Annotated in this window: 12 protein-coding genes and 1 pseudogene; 7 read left to right on the plus strand and 6 right to left on the minus strand. The window is 58.0% G+C overall.

Annotated features, from left to right (window positions below; genetic code table 11):
* The 4 genes from ACTAQJ_RS22295 to ACTAQJ_RS22310 all read left to right on the plus strand — a co-directional run bounded on the left by ACTAQJ_RS22295 (position 1) and on the right by ACTAQJ_RS22310 (position 5,252).
* Entirely contained in the window at positions 1 to 1,890 is a 1,890-nt protein-coding gene (locus ACTAQJ_RS22295) for a glycosyltransferase family protein (RefSeq protein WP_498699483.1), read from the plus strand.
* Positions 1,891 to 1,904: 14 nt separating this feature from the next.
* Positions 1,905 to 3,200 (plus strand): UDP-N-acetyl-D-mannosamine dehydrogenase, encoded by a 1,296-nt coding sequence (gene wecC / locus ACTAQJ_RS22300; RefSeq protein WP_498699485.1) that lies wholly within the window; start codon positions 1,905 to 1,907, stop codon positions 3,198 to 3,200.
* A gap of 135 nt (positions 3,201 to 3,335) precedes the next feature.
* Positions 3,336 to 4,289, plus strand: coding sequence for an FkbM family methyltransferase (locus ACTAQJ_RS22305; protein ID WP_498699487.1), 954 nt, complete (start codon positions 3,336 to 3,338; stop codon positions 4,287 to 4,289).
* A gap of 99 nt (positions 4,290 to 4,388) precedes the next feature.
* Positions 4,389 to 5,252 (plus strand): SGNH/GDSL hydrolase family protein, encoded by an 864-nt coding sequence (locus tag ACTAQJ_RS22310; RefSeq protein WP_498699489.1) that lies wholly within the window; start codon positions 4,389 to 4,391, stop codon positions 5,250 to 5,252.
* A 54-nt stretch (positions 5,253 to 5,306) separates the two neighbouring features.
* Here the strand turns inward: ACTAQJ_RS22310 and ACTAQJ_RS22315 are convergent, their stop codons facing one another.
* The 6 genes from ACTAQJ_RS22315 to ACTAQJ_RS22340 form a co-directional block, all read right to left on the minus strand.
* Positions 5,307 to 7,241: a glycosyltransferase gene (locus tag ACTAQJ_RS22315; RefSeq protein ID WP_498699491.1), complete on the minus strand. Its 1,935-nt coding sequence runs from the start codon at positions 7,239 to 7,241 to the stop codon at positions 5,307 to 5,309.
* A 42-nt stretch (positions 7,242 to 7,283) separates the two neighbouring features.
* A complete protein-coding gene (locus ACTAQJ_RS22320; RefSeq protein WP_498699493.1) occupies positions 7,284 to 10,193 on the minus strand; it encodes a CgeB family protein in 2,910 nt (969 codons plus the stop codon).
* 67 nt (positions 10,194 to 10,260) lie between these two features.
* On the minus strand, positions 10,261 to 11,421 hold the full coding sequence (wecB, locus tag ACTAQJ_RS22325) for a non-hydrolyzing UDP-N-acetylglucosamine 2-epimerase (protein WP_498699494.1): 1,161 nt from the start codon (positions 11,419 to 11,421) through the stop codon (positions 10,261 to 10,263).
* A gap of 636 nt (positions 11,422 to 12,057) precedes the next feature.
* Positions 12,058 to 13,704: a hypothetical protein gene (locus ACTAQJ_RS22330; RefSeq protein WP_498699495.1), complete on the minus strand. Its 1,647-nt coding sequence runs from the start codon at positions 13,702 to 13,704 to the stop codon at positions 12,058 to 12,060.
* A 231-nt stretch (positions 13,705 to 13,935) separates the two neighbouring features.
* Positions 13,936 to 14,505, minus strand: coding sequence for a YdcF family protein (locus tag ACTAQJ_RS22335; protein WP_498699497.1), 570 nt, complete (start codon positions 14,503 to 14,505; stop codon positions 13,936 to 13,938).
* A gap of 59 nt (positions 14,506 to 14,564) precedes the next feature.
* Complete coding sequence (locus ACTAQJ_RS22340) at positions 14,565 to 15,029, minus strand: Lrp/AsnC family transcriptional regulator (RefSeq protein WP_498699500.1); 465 nt, start codon at positions 15,027 to 15,029, stop codon at positions 14,565 to 14,567.
* Between the two features lie 171 nt (positions 15,030 to 15,200).
* On the opposite strand from ACTAQJ_RS22340, the gene pdhA reads away from it, so the two are divergent.
* The 3 genes and pseudogenes from pdhA to ACTAQJ_RS22355 all read left to right on the plus strand — a co-directional run bounded on the left by pdhA (position 15,201) and on the right by ACTAQJ_RS22355 (position 18,938).
* Entirely contained in the window at positions 15,201 to 16,394 is a 1,194-nt protein-coding gene (pdhA, locus tag ACTAQJ_RS22345) for a pyruvate dehydrogenase (acetyl-transferring) E1 component subunit alpha (protein ID WP_498699502.1), read from the plus strand.
* A complete protein-coding gene (locus ACTAQJ_RS22350; RefSeq protein WP_498699505.1) occupies positions 16,391 to 17,479 on the plus strand; it encodes an alpha-ketoacid dehydrogenase subunit beta in 1,089 nt (362 codons plus the stop codon). The genes pdhA and ACTAQJ_RS22350 overlap by 4 nt, the downstream gene beginning before the upstream one ends.
* Positions 17,467 to 18,938: pseudogene (locus ACTAQJ_RS22355) on the plus strand (dihydrolipoamide acetyltransferase family protein). Before ACTAQJ_RS22350 ends, ACTAQJ_RS22355 begins: the two are co-directional and overlap by 13 nt.
* Positions 18,939 to 18,998: the final 60 nt, after the last annotated feature.

Consider the following 18,998-nt stretch of genomic DNA (forward strand, 5'->3'; position numbering starts at 1 on the left):
ATGAAAACGATGGTTGAAGCCCGCAAGGCACTGTGGCATTTGCGCGAAGGCGGACTGGATCAATTCAAGGAATGGCTGCGTCGAAAAAGGATAGACCGACGCATCAACGCGGACCGCCCAGGGGGCCAACAGGCGGAGCAAGACGGGCCTCCAATCTTCGGCCCGTACCGGGTTCCTGACCGGGAGCCGCGACGCTCGGACCTGACCGTCGGCGTGATCCTTGACGACTTTTCGTCAGCGGCGTTCTCGTTCGAGTGGAATCTGCTCCACCTCCGCAAGGATCAGTGGTTGCAGCAACTAGGCGAGACTGAAATTGATTTCCTCTTCGTTGAATCCGCATGGAACGGAAACCAAGGGTCATGGAAGTATGAGCTTGCGGGAACATCCGGCCCTAAGCCTGAATTTCTGGCACTTCTGGAATGGTGCCGCAAACGATCAATTCCCACAGTCTTCTGGAATAAGGAAGATCCACCCCACTACGAAGACTTCCTGCCTGCGGCGCGTCAGTTCGACGTTGTGTTCACCAGCGATTCCGGCCGGATCCCGTTCTACAAGGAGGATCTGGGCCACGACCGGATCGAGGCTCTTCCTTTTGCTGCACAGCCAGCCATCCACAACCCCATACGCGTGGGGCAGGGACGGCACTCCCGGGGAGTAGCCTTCGCTGGCATGTATTTTGCGCACAAGTATCCAGAACGCCGGCAACAGATGGACATGCTCCTGACGGCTGCACGGGACGCATCGGCCAAGTCCGGTCCTGTCCTCGAGATCTTCTCACGGCAATTGGGCGGAGACTCGAACTACCAGTTCCCGGTACCGTTTTCCGAGAACGTTGTTGGAAGCCTGGATTACGCCACCATGCTCACGGCCTACCGGGCCTATAAAGTCTTCCTCAATGTGAATTCGGTGGTCGACTCGCCTAGCATGTGTGCGCGTCGAATCTTTGAAATCACGGCTTCAGGGACGCCGGTCGTCTCTTCTCCAAGCACTGCCATCAGACGATTCTTCGAACCGGATGAAGTGTTTGTAGCCGAATCCCAGGGACAAGCCGAGCACCAGATTCGAATGCTGGCGCGAAGCCCGGAGCTTAACGATCGGGTAGTCCATAAGGGCCAGCGACGCATTTGGGCAGGGAATACATATGCCCACAGGGCCGAGACGATAGTGGCTTCTGCCCTGCCGGATCGGAGCCGACCCATCCGGCTTCCTTCTGCCAGCGCCTTGGTTCCCACTATCCGGCCGCATCAGCTTGAGCATGTGTTTGCCACCGTTGGAAGCCAAGTGGGGGTGGATCTTGAGCTGGTGTTGCTGACTCACGGATTTGAGATCACATCCGAACGTGCGGCTTCCTTGGCGGAAAAGTACGGCGTGGAGCGATACACGGTGCTGACAGAGCCCCGCGAGACGACGCTGGGGGAATGCCTCAATCTCTGTGTCGCCGCCGCTTCAGGAGACATTCTGACCAAGATGGATGACGACGATTACTACGGTCCGAACTACCTTGCAGACATGCTCCACGCTCTTGACTATTCCAAGGCTGATGTCGTTGGGAAGCATGCGCACCACATGCACTTTGTGTCAACAGAAGCCACGGTTTTGCGCATGCCGCACAAGGAGCATCAGTACAGCAGGTTCGTGATGGGCCCAACCATTACGGCTCGCGCCGAAGTTTTCAAGGCACACCCATTCGAGCCTCTCAACCGCGGTGAGGACACCGCATTCTTGAAATCGGTCGCCACCGCAGGCGGCTCCATCTACGCCGCCGACAGGTTCAACTTCTGCCAGATGCGTCAGGCAGAAGGACACACTTGGGACATCTCGGACGATGAATTGGCGGCGTCCGGCGAAATCAAGTTCTTTGGAGATCCCAAAGAACACATAACCGTCTAAAAATAGGGGACAAAATGACCACCACCACCAGTAAGACTGTCGCAGTTATCGGACTGGGCTACATCGGATTGCCCACTGCAGCCATCCTTGCCACCAACGGCATTAATGTCATCGGTGTCGACGTGAATCAGAACACCGTCGACGCCGTAAACCGTGGCGAGGTTCCCTTCGTTGAGCCTGATCTGGGCGTTCACGTTGCCGGGGCAGTCAGCCAGGGCAATCTGCGGGCGACGACGGAAACTCCAGCAGCGCAGGCTTACATCGTGGCTGTGCCAACACCCTTCCGCGAGGACCACTCAGCGGATCTCAGCTACATCGAGGCCGCGGCCCGTGGGATCGCACCCCAGCTGGTCGGAGACGAACTCGTCATCCTCGAATCCACGTCGCCTCCCCGGGCGACGCGCCACTTGGCCGAGTACATCCTGGCCCTGCGACCGGACCTCTCTTTGGATGGGGCAGACGGGTCGCCAGTTATTCACTTTGCGCACTGCCCGGAGCGAGTACTGCCTGGCCGGGTCATGATCGAACTTGTGACCAATGACCGCATTGTCGGTGGCATTACTTCCAAAGCGGCTGAGCTGGCAAAGGACCTCTACGCTGTCTTCTGCCAAGGCGAAATCCTGGTGACGGACGATGTTACTGCTGAGATGGCAAAGCTTGTCGAAAACTCTTACCGCGACGTAAACATCGCCTTCGCCAACGAGCTTTCCGTGATCAGCGACAAGCTGGGCATTGATGTCTGGGAGCTGATTCGTCTGGCAAACCATCACCCGAGGGTTAACATCCTTCAGCCTGGCCCCGGAGTCGGTGGGCACTGCATCGCAGTTGACCCTTGGTTCATCGTGGCCGCCGCACCCACTGAATCCAAGCTGATCCGTACCGCACGCGAAGTCAATGATTCCAAGCCTGAATGGGTGGTGGAACAGGTCCGCAAAGCAGCAGAGTCCTTTGGCAGCGAGGCAAAGATCGCTACGCTCGGGTTGGCTTTCAAGGCCAACATTGATGACCTTCGGGAGTCGCCGGCGATTGGGATCACGGCCTCTTTGGCAGATGAGTTGCCCACCGCCAAGGTTCTCGTTGCTGAACCGCACGTCGAGGCGCTGCCCAAGGCACTCGCCAACCGACGCAATGTTGAACTTGCAAGCACGGAAGATGCGATCGCGCAGGCAGACGTCATCGTCGTCTTGGTGGACCATGACGAATTCAAGAACGTCGATGCAGGTCTTCTTGCAGGCAAGCCAATCGTTGACACACGGGGAATCTGGCGCGAACTGACGTCCAAGGACGTCGAGGCCGCTATTACTCTCTAGAAGCTTTACCGCGTCCGGGTACTCCGCCCGGACGCGGTTGTTGATCCACAGCCGCAGCCGCGTTCTGAATTCGGCGGCTGGTTGTGAGAGAATCCAGCAATAACGCGGGATATGTTTTTATCGACGAGAGAAACCATGGACAGTTCGACTGAATCAATCGCAACAACGTCGCTAGCTATTGAACATCACGGCAAACGAATCCTCATTGAAGCCGTGGCCGGCGACCACATCGCTGCCATGATTGATGCGTCCAAAATGTTCTATGAATGGCAGTACCTTGGAACGTTGGCCGAGTATCTAAAGCCCGGGGACTTAGTCCTGGACGTCGGCGCAAATATTGGCAACCATAGCCTATACTTCGCAGCCGTATGTGAGGCCAAGGTTATCTCGTTTGAGCCATTGCCCCTTGCGGCAGATATCTTGCAGCGCAATGTGGATAGTAATTCGCTGCAAGATCATATTGAAGTTCGCCGAGTGGCGCTGGGGGAGAAACCTTCACGAGCCACGCTGGATAAACTCGACCTTAAAAACGTTGGAGCCACTACGTTTGCGGTGTCCTCGGACGGCGAATATGCCGTGAGCGCCATTGACGTGGAGGAGATCCGGCAACAAGTTGCCCTCATCAAGGTTGATGCCGAGGGAATGGATGTGGCGGTCCTGAAGGGCGCGGTCGATTTGATCGCCAGGGACAGGCCGATCATTGCTTGCGAGGCCGCCACAGCCGTTGAACAGGCCGAACTTGAGCAGTTCGCATCCGAGTCTGGCTACTCCTTCGTAGCGCAATTCAACGCGACGCCCACGTACATCCTGGTTCCGTCCGCGACGCCACTTGAACGTGCCCGCATGGAACGCCGTGCAGCTGGTCTGATAACGCGTACTAACTGGGCCACCAGGGATTTGTATTACCGCTTAGGACTTGTCAACGGCGAATTGAAGTCGATCAAGGATGGGTTATCTTCGGCACTCACTGAACTTGATGCGAGCACCGCGGTCGCGGAACTGTCCGAACGCGTCAAGCAATTGGAAGCGCTCGTTGGCAAACTCAGCAATCGCCTGGAGGACCGCGACGGCAACGCCGCCGGAGAATAGGGTCGACGGAAGGCCTCTGCATCCGTTGAATTAACGACCGGCAGTGCCCAACCGATAGGATCGATAGGTTGTCATCCGTCGTACCCTTGGGGAGCCATAATGTCAGAGCGCCGTTACATCAGGCTGAAGGAATCCACGCCTAACCTGGATGGCATGCGGAACCGGCCCGACGGTTACCTCGAAGCAACTGACGGAACCATCGGTGATGGGCCATGGCGGGTCCGCACGGACGAGCACGGGTTCATCATGACTGGCAACGAGCCTTCGGAAGGTGCCCCACCGATTGTGTTTCTCGGTGACTCTTTTGTTGAGGCAACTTTCACGCCGGAAGATGTCCGCTTCGTGTCTCAGGTCGAACGTCACTTGGCTAGCGACGGCCTAAGGTTTCGCTGCCTGAACGGCGGGTATTCCGGGGCCACCACGCTACAGCTTTTCAATGTTTTCCTCAACAAGATCGTTCCACTGGTCGGTCGCGGTGGCACGGTGGTATTTTTCCTGCCGCAATCGGATCTCCCTATCTACTTCCGCCCTCACAGCTACTGGTACCCGACAGACAGATATGCACCGCTGCTCCCGCCGGTACAGCCTGAAGCATCAGATCTTCCACGAGGTTCCGGTGCCCTGACCTCGATCCTGGGGTTGGCCGTGTGGGCTGCCCAGGAATTCGGCATCGACCTGGTGCTTGTAACGTCACCCCACCGCAACGCAAAGTGGGCCACCGATTCGTATTACTCCCGAATGATCTCTGAGGACCAGCACACTTCACTCGTGCAACGGCGTGCAGATATACGCGGGGCCGTGCAGCAATTTGTCGCCGATAGCGGCGTCAAATTCATCGACGCCGACGCTGAGTTTCTGGATAAGCCGTCAGCCTTCTACGACGAACTTCATCTGAACGACGCCGGGCATGATTTTTTCGGTGCTTGGCTCGCCGATCAGCTGCGCGTTCTAGTTAGTCGCTAAGAAAGGGCTGCGGCGCCGAAGCGCCGCAGCCCTGGACTGCCCTGGCAGCGCCGTTTAGACCTCTTCGAAGGCTTCCTGGACAAGGGAGATGAAAGCCTCGAGCGAGTACCGTTCACGAACAAAACGTTGGCCTGGCTCTGCGTTCTTATTGAATACGTCCAGATCCTGGTTCTCGAGGATGTAATCGCGGATGCCGAAGACATCCTCGAAAATGTAGTCCTCGGGGTAAACGTAGTCCACCCCATGCCAAGGAAGAAAAACTCCCTGATTTCCTGAGGCGAATCCCTCTCCCGGGGCGACATGGAAACTCTCCAAGTCACTGAGGGACAGCACGAATCCAAAGTCAGCCAAAGCTGTCTTGGTGTCTACCCAGCCGGAAAAGGTGACTTTTTCGGCTAGGTTGTGATCCACAATGTACTGCTCACATTGCTCGTAGTAGTCGCGTTCCACAGGGTTCTTGTAAACCCATGGAAGGTCTTGCGGCCCTTTCCCAAAGACGGTGAGGGAGTACTCGCCGTGGGCATTCAAGTAATGGAGAAGTTCAAGTGCGCGGTGGTAGCCCTTCAATTTGGGCAGCATGCCCACCATTGCCAGTCTCTGGGTCTTGCTTGGATCGTTACTGGTTTTATAGGCGTTGACGTCGAGGTAGTTCGGTATGATTCGAACCTTCGTTCGGTCCATGCCGAACGTGCGGATCATGTCTTCGCTGGTGTGAAGTGACACAGAGATGAAGCAATCCACCTTGGATTGATCCACAAGATGCCCGAACCTCGCGTTGAGTTCGAATCGATGGAGCCGGACTATCAGACGTTGATGTGCCTTCTTGTGGTTTGCATACCAAACTGCATTGCCCAGAAGCCATTCGCAGAAGATGACGTCTGCCCACTCCAGGAGCTCCCGGCTCTGATTCTCATCGTGGGAGTCATGCCCGGTCCATTCATCCAGCTTCACGTCGTAGTGCTCGCGCAGGGATGGAATAGCAGGAGAAATGAATTTCAAGTCCATGCCGGCGATGAGGACACGCTGTTTAATGTTCTGCTGAAAGTCTTCGTAATTGCCGCTGTTGATAATTTCGAGCGTCTCACGGATTCGGGCGCGATACGGCTTCCCACTGATGGCGGCCCAATTGTCTTGGACAAGATGGGAAAGCTTTGAGAACAGCCCGGCATCAATATCACCACGGTTGAACCTGTAAATGGATTCCAGGGCCACCCTAAGCGCGACGTGGCCTCTGATCTCCATGTAGCTAAGGCCAACATGCGACAGGGTGGATTCGGCGCTCTCCCATACTTCGAGATGCGAAGCCAGCTCGCGAGCACCGTACTGCTGCGTTGTAGACCGGACAAATCCGATGGTCTTGTGGTAAACGATGGCTGGTTTATCAAGGTAGGAGATCTTCTGAGACACCGCCAAGACACTATTGAGAAAAACAGTGTCTTCTCCCATGTGCAGATGCTCCGGCCAGATAATGCCGTTGTCGATGAGCAGACTGCGACGGATCAACGACGAGTTTGTCGTACTTTGATCGCGCACGATCTTGGCGATCTTCTCAGTCCTGGATGCTGCGCTGTGAAAGTCCACCACCCGGTTAACCAGTTGGGGTTTCTTGCCTCGTTCCACCGTGTACAAGGAGGCCCGGACTATGTCTGAATCTTCCTGTGTGGCAAGTTCCAGCTGCTGGCGCAGTGCTTCCGGCAGAATCTCGTCGTCGCAGTCAAGGAAGAAGACGTATTCCCCTGCAGCCTTTGACGTACCAACGTTGCGGGGGCGTGAGGGCGAGCCACTGTTGGAGGACAGTGCCACGACCCGCCAGTTTGAATGTGCCCGCGCCCTCTCCTCGAGCAAGGCAAATGTTCCATCGGTGGAGCGATCGTCCACAAAGACAACCTCGAAGGAGTCTTCAGGAAGGTCGATGCCTTCCAACGACTCCAGGCAGAGTCCGATCTTGGTTTCTGCGTTGTAGCAGGGGACAACAATGCTGAGCTTCATATCCGGAGAATCCTCAAGGATTTGCAATGGCTGATTCAACCCCTAGACGAGGTAGAAATTGTCGGAGATGTTTTTGCCGTAGTTGACGACGGCTTTCTTAAAGAAGGCCGGGCCCGCGACGATGTCTTCGACGGCGTGCTGGGCGCTGAACCGGTACGGTTCTCCGGACTGGATGACCACCGGACCGTCGATGTATGCGCGATGGAGTGAGGCTTCGTAGATTGCCTTCGCACTGACGGTCGAATCAGGTGATATGAGGGCAAACGAATCGCCGCTGATAAACGTGGAGGGGTCCAGAGATTCATTGACAGCCCAGGCCCACGACAGAATCACGACACCAAAGCGGCCATACTTGGCCTGAAAATAGGATGCGTCGCTCTTCTGGAAGCTCCGTCCCAGAACGATGACCACTCGATCGACGACGTCGACATACTCACCTTGGCGGGCGATGGCTTGGATGAGTTGAGCTTCGCTTTCCACTGGACAAACCAGAGTCACCATGCGGTGCGATTTGGCGTACTCAAAGCCGATGCTGTCCAGGATCTGTTCGAAACGGCGTTCATACGTGTGATGTGCAAGCACGTCATGGAGAGCGGCGTGCCTGACCTGATCCGCAGTTGCGGTGTCCAGATCCTGAATGTCTGAATGGCCGTCACCAGCAAACAGTATCCGGCCCTTGAAAAATTCGGCGACGCCTTCGGAGTAGTTGGAGACAACCAAAGTATTGCAGGACATGAGTTCAAAAATGCGACGCGCAAACATAGTGGGCGACGAGGTCACGGTATTGATGTTGAGACCAAGCGTCGTCGACTTGTAGGCGTCGGCGATTTTTGAATGCGGAACGGCAGGATTGGTGAAGGGACGATAGCGCTCGGGGAAATGGTGCAGCTCGTCATCCGACCCCCAAAATCTATCGAAGATGCGGAGGTCCATGCCGGCATCGAGGATCTGGTCGAAAATGACTTCCATCTCTTTGGAACGGTCAAGGTGGTTTGCATACCAACTGCCGGCGAACGAGACTCCTTGGTCCCTCGGCGAAGTCTCTATCGGATTGAAGAGCTTTGGTTGTGTAGCAAATGGAAGGCAATGAACACTGGAGTGTCCGTACTCTTGTTCATAGCGGGGAACGCAGGTCACGTCAGTAGTAAAAACATGATCGAACCTCACCGCTGTGTCGATGAAGTTGTGGACCTTGTCATCGAAATGCGTGGGGTCTTCTTTATTCCAGAAGACAGTTGGAATGTCCTCGTTGTCGCACCACTCCAGAATCTCAAGGAGTTCGGTACGGTTCTCCCGGGCAAAGTTGGAGCTTGCGTAGATGCGGCCCTTCCAAGGCCGCTTCTCACTGTCCACGCCCGACCATGCAGACTCACAGAAAAAGATGTCGGGCCGGTCTGCCTCAAAACGCTCACGCCAGTTGTGAGGCTCGATAATGATCGGCTTGAACTCGTATTTGAAGCAGTTATACGTGAATTCGTCTGCGATCAGGGCGACCTTCAATTCCCTGGCCGGCCGCGGTGCCTCGTTTGCATCATCGATGACGGCGACTGTGGAAGTACTCCCAGCCTGCTTCTGGGCCGGAACCGGCTTCGGCGTAGAAAGTGCCTTCACCCAAATCTGATTGCTCGTCAGCAACTGTCCAGCAGGTGCTTCCCAGAGCAATGTGCCGACACGAATCTCCGTAGCGTCCCGAGGGACGGCCAACGTCAGTGATACGTCGTTTGGGCGGCGCCCGTCGATGTACTTATAGGCATTATGCTCTTCGGATTTTGAGAGGCCGACCGGGCAAATCCGGCCGCCGTCCTTGTCGGCAAACTCGACAAGTGTGAGCGCGCTCTTCTTGGACAACCCTTCGACTTGAGGAATGACGGAGAATTGAACCTGAACCTGGGAACCCTTTATGTGGGTGAGCGGAATCCGCGCCCATCGAGCCCGGGAAGTTACTGACACGTTGGATCCGAGCTCATGCAATCGATCGAACTTCAACGCTTTGCCATCAGCCTGGGGAGGACCGAAGCCGGGGCGGAGATCGTCGGCGGATTCTGCCTCCAACTCGACGATGTCCACGGCATTCAGGATCCTGAGGCTGCCGGGCTCCGCATGCCAAGCGGCGAAGGCAATCCGCACACTCGCACAATCTGACGGGGCGTGGACCTCGAACGAAAACGCACCGGACGAATCCGGCACCACGTAGATGTATTCGCCGACGGGGCCCCGGGGAACGTCCGTCAAGCTGCCCACTTCAGCCCCGTGTTTGTCGGAGAACCTGAAGAGGACTACGGCATCCCTGAGCCCAACAGGCTCGGAACCAACGAATTGGCCCTGGACTTTGAAGTGTTTGGCGTCGAGTGTCGAAATGTCGAGGCAGAGTGGCTCTTTCCCCAGACCAATCTCGGACGCAGGGCCGTGCTCTCGGGAGACGGATATACGATGCGACCGGAGATCGCCGCTGCCGGCTTCGCGGGATTCAGTAAAGGGCGGGAGAACGTTGTGATGTATGCGGACTGCGTTAGCCAAGGACAGGCTTCCGGGATAGCCCTTCCAAAGTGCGAAACCAAGCACTACTTCGGTGCAGTCCGTAGGGATGTATAACGTCGTCTCAGAGACACCGAGAGCGTCCGGGACGATGTAGACGTAGTTGCCCTGCCGCCCCTTGCTGATTCGGCCCCTGTTTGGGACCTCATTGCCGCTCGGGTCGAGGAACTTCACCCAGATAATCCCGGCTTTAGTGCCGTGCTGATCGGGATTGCTGACTGTTTGGAAGGTGGCGTTCACTTCCGAGCCTGGGACCACTTGCAGGCGGACTTCATAAGGCCGTTTGCGCAGCAGCAAGTGGGCATCAGGGTCGCTGTTTGAGTCGAGCAGCACAAAGGATCGCGGCTGAGCTGTATCCTCGGCGGTCCAGATGCTGTGTTGTTGAGTTTCCTGGCGGTCAAAGAGTTTGCGTAGCAACGCTTGACTCCAATTTCTGGGTTCGGGGGAGTGATCTAGATTGTTGGCGAGGGGCATCGCCGTCGATCTAACGGACTATCTGGATCTCGGCGCCGAATTCCGGCACCCTGGTCCCTACTCCCAAGAGCTGCGCCACCGCTGCAACGGTGCGTTCGGCCGCTTGGCCGTCGCCGTAGGGGTTTACGGCATTTGCCATGGCATCGAATGCGTCCTGCTGATTGAGGAGCCGATCAACTTCCTTGACGATCGTCTCCTCGTCGGTGCCGATGAGCGTGACGGTGCCGGCGTGAACGGCTTCGGGACGCTCCGTGTTGTCGCGCATAACCAGGACAGGCTTTCCCAAGCTGGGTGCTTCCTCCTGAACTCCACCGGAATCCGTGAGGACTACGTGTGCGAGGGACAGCATCCGCGTGAATTCGCCATAAGCCAACGGCTCAGTGACGATCACGTTTGCCTTACCTTCGATTGCCGGCAGAACTGCTTCTCTCACGACTGGATTCTTGTGTGCGGGAAGCACCACGACAAGATCCGGTTCAGCCTCGGCTATTCGAGCCAGAGCGCGTCCTACACCCCGCATGGCGTCACCTTGATTCTCGCGGCGGTGCGTGGTTACCAGAAGGATCCGGCGGCCGCTGGCCGCAAGCTCTTCGAGCTTCGGATCGGTGAAAGGGACGTTCTTATTGACTGTGGTGAGGAGTGCATCGATCACAGTGTTCCCGGTGACGACGATGTCATCCTCGTTGATGCCTTCCGCCAGCAGATTAGCTTTGCTGGTGCTGGTCGGGGCGAGGTGCAAACTGGCGATCTGGCTGGTGATCTTGCGGTTCGCCTCTTCCGGGAATGGAGAGTACAAGTCGCCGCTTCGAAGGCCGGCTTCGACATGAACAACAGGGATACCGTGATAGAAGGCGGCGATGGCCGCAGCAGTCGACGTCGTGGTGTCGCCCTGAACAATGACAGCATCGGGCTTGTTGCTGCTGAACAATTTGTCCAGGCCATCGATGGTCCTGGTCATAATCGCTGACAGCGACTGACGCTGCTGAAGGATGTTCAGGTCGTGGTCCGGAATAATCCCGAAGAGTTCGTTGACCTGATCCAGCATTTCGCGATGTTGGCCTGTGACAGTCACTACGCAATCGAAATCGGTAGATTGTTGAAGGGCGGTGACGATCGGAGCCATTTTGATGGCTTCCGGGCGAGTACCGAAAATTGGCATGACGATTTGCATGGATTCCCCCGGGAATGGCAATGGCTGGTCAACAGATGCTATCGCACAGCCAATCGAGGTGATTAATTGTGTGTGACGCCCAACTTGCTTCAACCAGCAAACATCAAGGTCAGCACCAGCAGCGGGATGCTGAGAGAGACGAGTATCACAATGCCCAAGGCGACTAACCGTTTTTGCCGAGGGCTTGCTTTTCGTGATCCGGTACTGATGCTTGGTTCAGAAGAAGCCGAGGGTTTAGGCGCAGTGCTACCGCCGGGAGGCCGGGCCGGCTTCGGAGACACTGAGAGCCTGGATTCTGAACGAGCGATGTCTACGGCGCCCTTGTTGCCGGGCAACGAAGACGGGGGAACATCCCCCAGGAATCGACGTTTGCGCATGTGTCGTGGGGACGGCGAAAGTGCCGCCGCTCGGCGGACAGTATCTGTCACGTCTTCACTCCTCAGCTGCGTCCAGATGGAACATGGCCACGCACAATTGTTGCATCCGAGGAGCGAGGGACCACATTTGGGCAGAAGAAGGCCCTCACAGCCGCACCGTCAGCGGCATGGATTATCTGTTTGGCGACAAGCGGCGAAGTCGCCATTGAAGGGCGGTCCTGGCGCACCTTCAGCACCTGGACCGCCCTTCAGGCATCGCTTAGCCGCGGTCGGAATAGAGCGCGTCGTTCTTTGCGCCAGATCCGTTGGTTACGTTGATGTAGTAGTACTTGCCCGAGCCAAGTGATGTGGTGCCAAGTCTTGCAGTCACTGATTCGAGCCGCGGATTGATACCTTGCTGCTTGCCATAGCTCGCGTTGTAGTTGATCGCCGAGACGGTCTTGTCGAAGACGCGGCCATACTTGTCAGTCCACTTCACCTGCACGGTACCGCCGCTGAGGTTTTGCCCAGTGACCAGGACGTCTCCATTGCCATAGAAGATCGAATCTGTAATCACGGGGGTCATGCTGCCGGCTTTCATCTGGTCGAGCAAGGGGGCCCAGGTCCCAGTGCAGGTGTAAAACGGATCCCACATGTACGAAATGATTTTGACCGGCGAGTTGCCCAGCACCTGGAGTTGCTTGTCGTGACGAGCCTTGTAGCTCTGTCCTCGATAGTTACCGTCGCATTGGTTCTGGCTGGTTGCTGGCGCCATGCCTTCCATGTTGGCCCACAGCTCTACACCTGTTCCGTCGATTCCTTCGGCCATTGCGGAGAAGTAATCGCGGCTGGACGCTACGTATTGGCTGCCCCAAGTACCAGCGCCAACGATGGAGGCTGCGAACTGGTCCACGCTGGTTCCACTGTCGCTGCTAAAGAACGCTGCGCCCTTCCCAGTCCCCATACCGTCTTGTGGAGCGATGGCGAGCCGAACACCATTTGCTGTCCCGGCGATGTTCCTAATGCCCTGCCGGGCTTGGTCCAGGGTGATGTGGGCTGAATAGGCACTGCGTGAGTCAATGTATGGACTGATCAGTGCCGAGCGCGTTGGCATGTATTTGGCGATTGCGGCGTTTTGAATCGAGTACACCGTCAGAACGGCGTTCCATACGGAACCATTGCCTACAGGCATCTCCGTGTGATGGTAGAACCCAGCCAAACCTGCCACGTTATTAACTTTCGCCTGATATTGCAGGAACCTGGCGGTGAAGTTTGTGAACGTTGATTGGTAGGTAAGGTCCGGTATATATGTCACCGTGGTGCTCTTTACAGGCGCGGGCATGCCTGCGTAGAACTTCATACCCAGGGCGGTTGCGGCCTTGGCCACTGAGACACTTATGGAAGTCTGCTGGCCGCTGATGACCACCACGTCATAAGAGCCGTTTGACGATGTGCACCCACTTCCCTGGGATGGGAGGACCAACACCGTAAACACGCTCGTGCCGCTTGTGACAGTCTTGTCTCGAGGACACGCCAGAGCCGGCGTTCCCCACTGATTTCCATCGGAATAGGTGAAGTATCGATTCACAGTGACACCGGCAGCAGCCGCGGTGGCACAGTTGAGACCGTTAATGGAGCACGCAGGGGGGATGCTCGACAACGTGGCAGGCTTTAGCGACGACCCAAATGTTATGACGGTATCCCCGCCGACGGACTTGATATCCGTCAGTTTCTTCAAGTTGGCGTCATCACTGGTGCTGCCGAAAATGAAGTAACCGCTTATGGGGTAAACCGGGGTGGGTGCCGCTTGGGCTGTGGATCCGTGAAGGAATCCCATCACCAAGACGAAGGCGGCCAAGATGCTGGCAGTTAGATGTCGGGCATTGCTCGTGCTGAAGGTGTACGTCTCTGCTTTAAACTTTGCCACGGAGGATCCTTGGACTCGTAGGGCTGAGACCTTGGACCTATGGCAAAAGGATGACGGGCTGGCACAGCAAACTCAATGACTTGACTGAATCCTTCAAGCGCTGAAATAGATTTGAAGGAAATGGCAATTTCGTGACGAAACCTTTGCCAAGTCAGTTCATACTTAACGAAGGCTGTCACGCAGGACTCTGCCGTTTTTTCGGGGGCACTCAGCAGGCTGAATGGCGCATTGCTAGTGAGAAGAACACTCCGGCTGCATCCACACGTCGATGAGCCCACCTGTTTCGACCACGAATCGGTCCAGCCAGGCTCCGGGCGAAAGGTCGGGTTGGGAGCCGACCATTTGGATCTCTACAGAGGTGCATTGCCGCATCAAAGTACCTGCCCGCAGGAGGTGATAGTCGGAGGTAACCACGGTGATGGACTTCCATCCGTTCTGCGCGATCAGCTCCGCAAGGCCTCTGGCTTCACCCCGGGTATTCAGCGGCGAGGGACGGAAGCAAATCAAGTCGGGGTCATCGTCTTCATGGCACAAAGCGTCACCCTCAACGTTGCCGGAAAGGCCCGTCGTCGAGACCACCAAAATGGGGATATCCAGGCTTTCCTGGAGTTCCTGAGCCACTGGAAGTCGTTCCTTACTTAACCCGCCCAAAACGACGATCGCATCAGTGTGATGAGGGGTAGCCTGTGGAGGGCTGTAAAAGAACTGAAAAGCGGCGATCAGCCATAGCAGCGCGATGGCCACAACCGACACTGCAACCCGCACAGCGGCGCGCGTGACGGAGGCAGTTTTGAGGGGCACGGGGACAGTCTATGGTCCCTGAATGTGCGTTCCGTACGAGGCGCCTGCGGCCCGGGCAGTTACCGCGTATCGACGTCCTCAAACACCAGGAAAGTTTGGGTGTCCAGGATACCCTCCATGGACTGCAATTGGTCGAAGATCACACGCCGGAGGTGGATGTTGTCCGTGGCGCGGACCAGCAGGATGACGTCAAAGTCGCCGCCCACCAAGGCGATGTGGTGAACCTCGGGAATTGCCCGCAGTTGCTCCTTCAGTTCTCGCCATGAATGCTGCTGGACCTTGAGGGTGACGTAGGCGGAAGATCGCAGGCCGGCTTTGATCGGGTCCACCAATGCCGTGAACTTGGTCAAAACTCCCTCGCCGGTCAACCGGGCAATGCGTGAGTAAGCATGGGCCCGGCTGATGTGCACGTTCTCGGCCACTTGGGTAATGGACATCCGGCCGTCAGTTGTGAGCTCTCGGATGATGTCCCGGTCAACATCGTCCAGGGGCACGGCAGTCTGCTCTGCCTCGGTCTCGCTCACGTGGTCTCCAATTCGTCTACACAACTGGCTCGTTACCCAGCTCACATTTGCAATTCGTCTTTCAGAATAGCCACTTCCTGCATGCTCTTCCATGATCTGAACGAAAGCTGGATACGAAACAGCTCTCCGGAACATACTGGAAGCACATAGTGGCTAGAGAAGGACGGACCAATGACGATCCACGCAGACCACACTGCGCCGGAAGCGGCAGTAGAGGACCAAGCTGCTGACGTCCAGAGAAAATTCGGCATCAGCGTAGAGGACTACATGCTGCCTGCCCGGCACCAGATCCAGATGGTGAATCCGGATGGCACCCTTCGCTCCCATGAAGAGCAGGGCACCGAACCGGGCCACGAGTACCCCACGCCCAGCGATGCTGAACTCATGGCCGCTTACGAGCAGCTCGTCGTCGGGCGTCGTGTCAACGATCAGAACTCCGCGCTCGTTCGGCAGGGCCGCATGGCCGTCTACCCGTCAAGCCATGGTCAGGAAGCCTGCCAGGTGGCGGCTGCCATGTGCCTCAGCGAAGGTGACTGGCTCTTCCCGACGTACCGCGACGCCGTCGCAGTGATGACCCGTGGTGTGGATCCTGTCGAAGCGATGACGATCTTCCGCGGTGACTGGCACGGTGGTTACGACCCCAAGAAGCACCACGTCGGGATCCAGTGCACGCCGCTGACCACACAGCTGCTGCACGCCGTCGGCGTCGCGCATGCCGCCAAACTCCGCGGTGAGGACACCGTGGTGATGGCAATGTGCGGCGATGGTGCCACGAGTGAGGGTGACTTCCACGAGGCCCTGAACTTTGCTGCCGTCTTCCACCTGCCGGTCATCTTCTTCGTGCAGAACAACAAATACGCCATTTCAGTTCCGCTCAGCCACCAGTCGGTGGCGCCGTCGCTGGCCCACAAGGCTGTTGGCTACGGCATGGCCGGTGAGCGAGTTGACGGCAACGACCTCGTCGCGCTCCTCGCCGTGATGGACCGTGCCGTGAAGCTGGCCCGCGAAGGCTCTGGACCCCTCCTGATCGAGGCCCACACGTACCGCATGCAGGCGCACACCAACGCCGACGATGCCACGCGCTACCGCCCCGATAGCGAGGTGGCCGAATGGCAAGCGAAGGATCCGCTGACCCGAATGAAGTCCTATCTCACCGACGAGGGACTCCTGGACGACGCCGCCAACGACCGCATTGCGGAACATGCAGAAGCGGTCGCCACCCAATTGCGTGAAGGCCTGGGTGAAGATGTCCCGGTACAGCCGCTGGACCTCTTTAAGTACGTCTTCTCCAAGCCCACCCCGCAGTTGAAAGAGCAGTCTGAACTGCTCGCTGGCGAACTCGCACGAGAGGAGAGCGCAAAATGACCGTCACCACCAACGTCAACGGCAACGTCAGCGCAGCCACCGCAAGCGCCGCCGCGTCCGCTGCAGCTACCGCTGAGGCGAGCGGCCCTCAGTCCATCACCATGGCCAAGGCGCTCAACACGGCAATGGCCGATGCTATGCGTGCCGATTCCTCGGTGCTGGTCTTCGGTGAGGACGTCGGGATGCTGGGCGGTGTCTTCCGTATCACCGACGGCCTCATTGCCGAGTTCGGCGAGCAGCGCTGCTTCGATACCCCGCTGGCAGAATCCGGCATCGTCGGCATGGCAGTCGGCATGGCCATCAACGGCATGCGGCCCGTCATCGAGATGCAGTTCGACGCGTTCGCCTACCCGGCGTTCGAACAGATCGTCAGCCACGTCGCCAAGATGCACAACCGCACCAAGGGCAAGCTGAAGATGCCCATAGTCATCAGGGTTCCCTACGCCGGCGGAATCGGGGGAGTGGAGCACCACTGCGACTCCTCCGAGTCCTACTACGCCCACACCGCCGGCCTGAAGGTCTACACCCCAGCGACAGTCGCAGACGGTTACCGGATGCTGCGCGAAGCCATCGACTCCGATGACCCGGTTATGTTCATGGAGCCGAAGAAGCTCTACTGGTCCAAAGACCAGGTGGACCTGGATGCCCTACGAGCAGAGCACGACGCCGGCACCTCCACCGAGGGCCGCGCGGCTGTTGCCCGTCCTGGCACTGACGCAACACTAATTGCCTACGGTCCTTCCGTTCCCACCGCGCTCGCAGCGGCAGCTGCTGCGGCCGAAGAGGGCCGCTCGCTTGAGGTCATCGACGTGCGCACCCTCGTCCCCTTCGACGACGAAACCGTCTGCGCGTCCGTGCGCAAGACGGGACGCGCCGTCGTGATCGCCGAAGCGCATGGCTTCGCATCAGTGTCGTCCGAGATCGTGGCCCGCGTCCAAGAGCGTGCGTTCCACTACCTCGCCGCACCGATCCGCCGTGTGACCGGCTTCGATGTCCCGTTCCCGTCTCCCAAGCTGGAGCACTACTACCTGCCAAGCGTCGACCGCATCCTCGACGCCGTCGACGACCTTCAATGGGAGGACTGACCATGAGCTCAGATATGCAGGTATTTCGTCTGCCGGACCTGGGGGAGGGCCTTACCGAAGCCGAACTCGTGAACTGGCTCGTCGCTGTGGGTGACGAAATCAAAGTGGATCAGCCGATCGCTGAAGTCGAAACTGCCAAGTCCATGGTGGAGGTGCCCTCGCCTTATGCGGGCACGGTGGCCGAGCTTCACGGTGAGGCCGGTCAAACGCTCGACGTCGGCAAGCCGCTGATCTCGATCGCTCGTTCAGGCACTGCTCCCGTTGCCCCGGAAAGTCCCTCCACTTCCGAAGACGCGGTCTCGACTGGGATCGTGGCGTCCCCCGAGGTTGATGCGGCCGCAGAGACGTATCGCACTGAGGAGAAAGCTGGATCCGGCAACGTACTGATCGGATACGGCACTCCTGGTGGCGTGACCGGAGGCCGGACCCGCCCGCGGAAGGCGAGCGTCGCCGTCGTCGATCGCCAAACGGAGACCCTTGCCGAAGCTCCGGTTGCTTCCGAACCGGCTGTCGCCGGAACGCGCATCCCCGGCAAGCTCAGCGCGGTCATCTCCCCGCTTGTCAGGAAGATGGCCAGGGACCACGGTGTTTCCCTTGAGAACATCGAGGGCTCGGGTGCCAGTGGGCTGATCATGCGCCGGGATGTGGAGGCTGCGATCTCTACGCCGGAAGCTCCTGCTGCTCCTGCTCGTGAGAAGGCTCCGGCCTCGGCTGCAACCGCTGCTGAGGGCGACCTCGACTCCCGTACCGGCCTGGCTGTATCGGCCCGGACTCCCGTTCGCGGAGTTCGCAAGGCGGTTGCAGCGAACATGACCAAGAGCCGCACGGAGATCCCTGAGGCGACGGTCTGGGTGGACGTGGACGCGACGGCGTTGCTTGAGATGCGGGCTGAACTGAAGAAGCGCTCCCCACACGACACTCCCGGTCTGCTGGCCTTCATTGCCCGTTTTGTCACGGCTGGGTTAAAAAGTACCCCGCCCTGAACACGCGCTTTGAAACCGGAGAAGACGGCTACCAAGAGATTGTCGGTTTTGACGGAATCAACCTCGGTTTCGCAGCACAGACGGATCGCGGTCTTGTGGTCCCGTCGGTCCGGAATGCGCACCAGTTGAGCGCCCGCGAGTTGGACGCCGAGATCCGGCGACTGACCGCCGTCGCTCGTGACGGCAAGGCGACCCCAACCGAACTGGGCTCAGGCACCTTCACCCTGAACAACTACGGTGTGTTCGGAGTGGATGGCTCGGCCGCGATCATCAACTACCCAGAGGTTGCGATGCTTGGTGTTGGTCGCATCATCGATAGGCCGTGGGTAGTCAACGGTGAGCTTGCCGTGCGAAAGGTCACCGAGTTGACCCTCGCCTTCGACCACCGCGTGTGCGACGGCGAGACCGCGGCCGGTTTCCTCAGGTACGTGGCCGACGCCATCGAGAACCCTGGTGGAGCACTCGCGGATATGTAGGTCCGAGCCTGACGCTGACGAGGCAGGGCCCCGATTCGGCTGATCGGGGTCCTGCTCTTT

The sequence above is a fragment of the Arthrobacter sp. alpha11c genome, assembly GCF_054149985.1.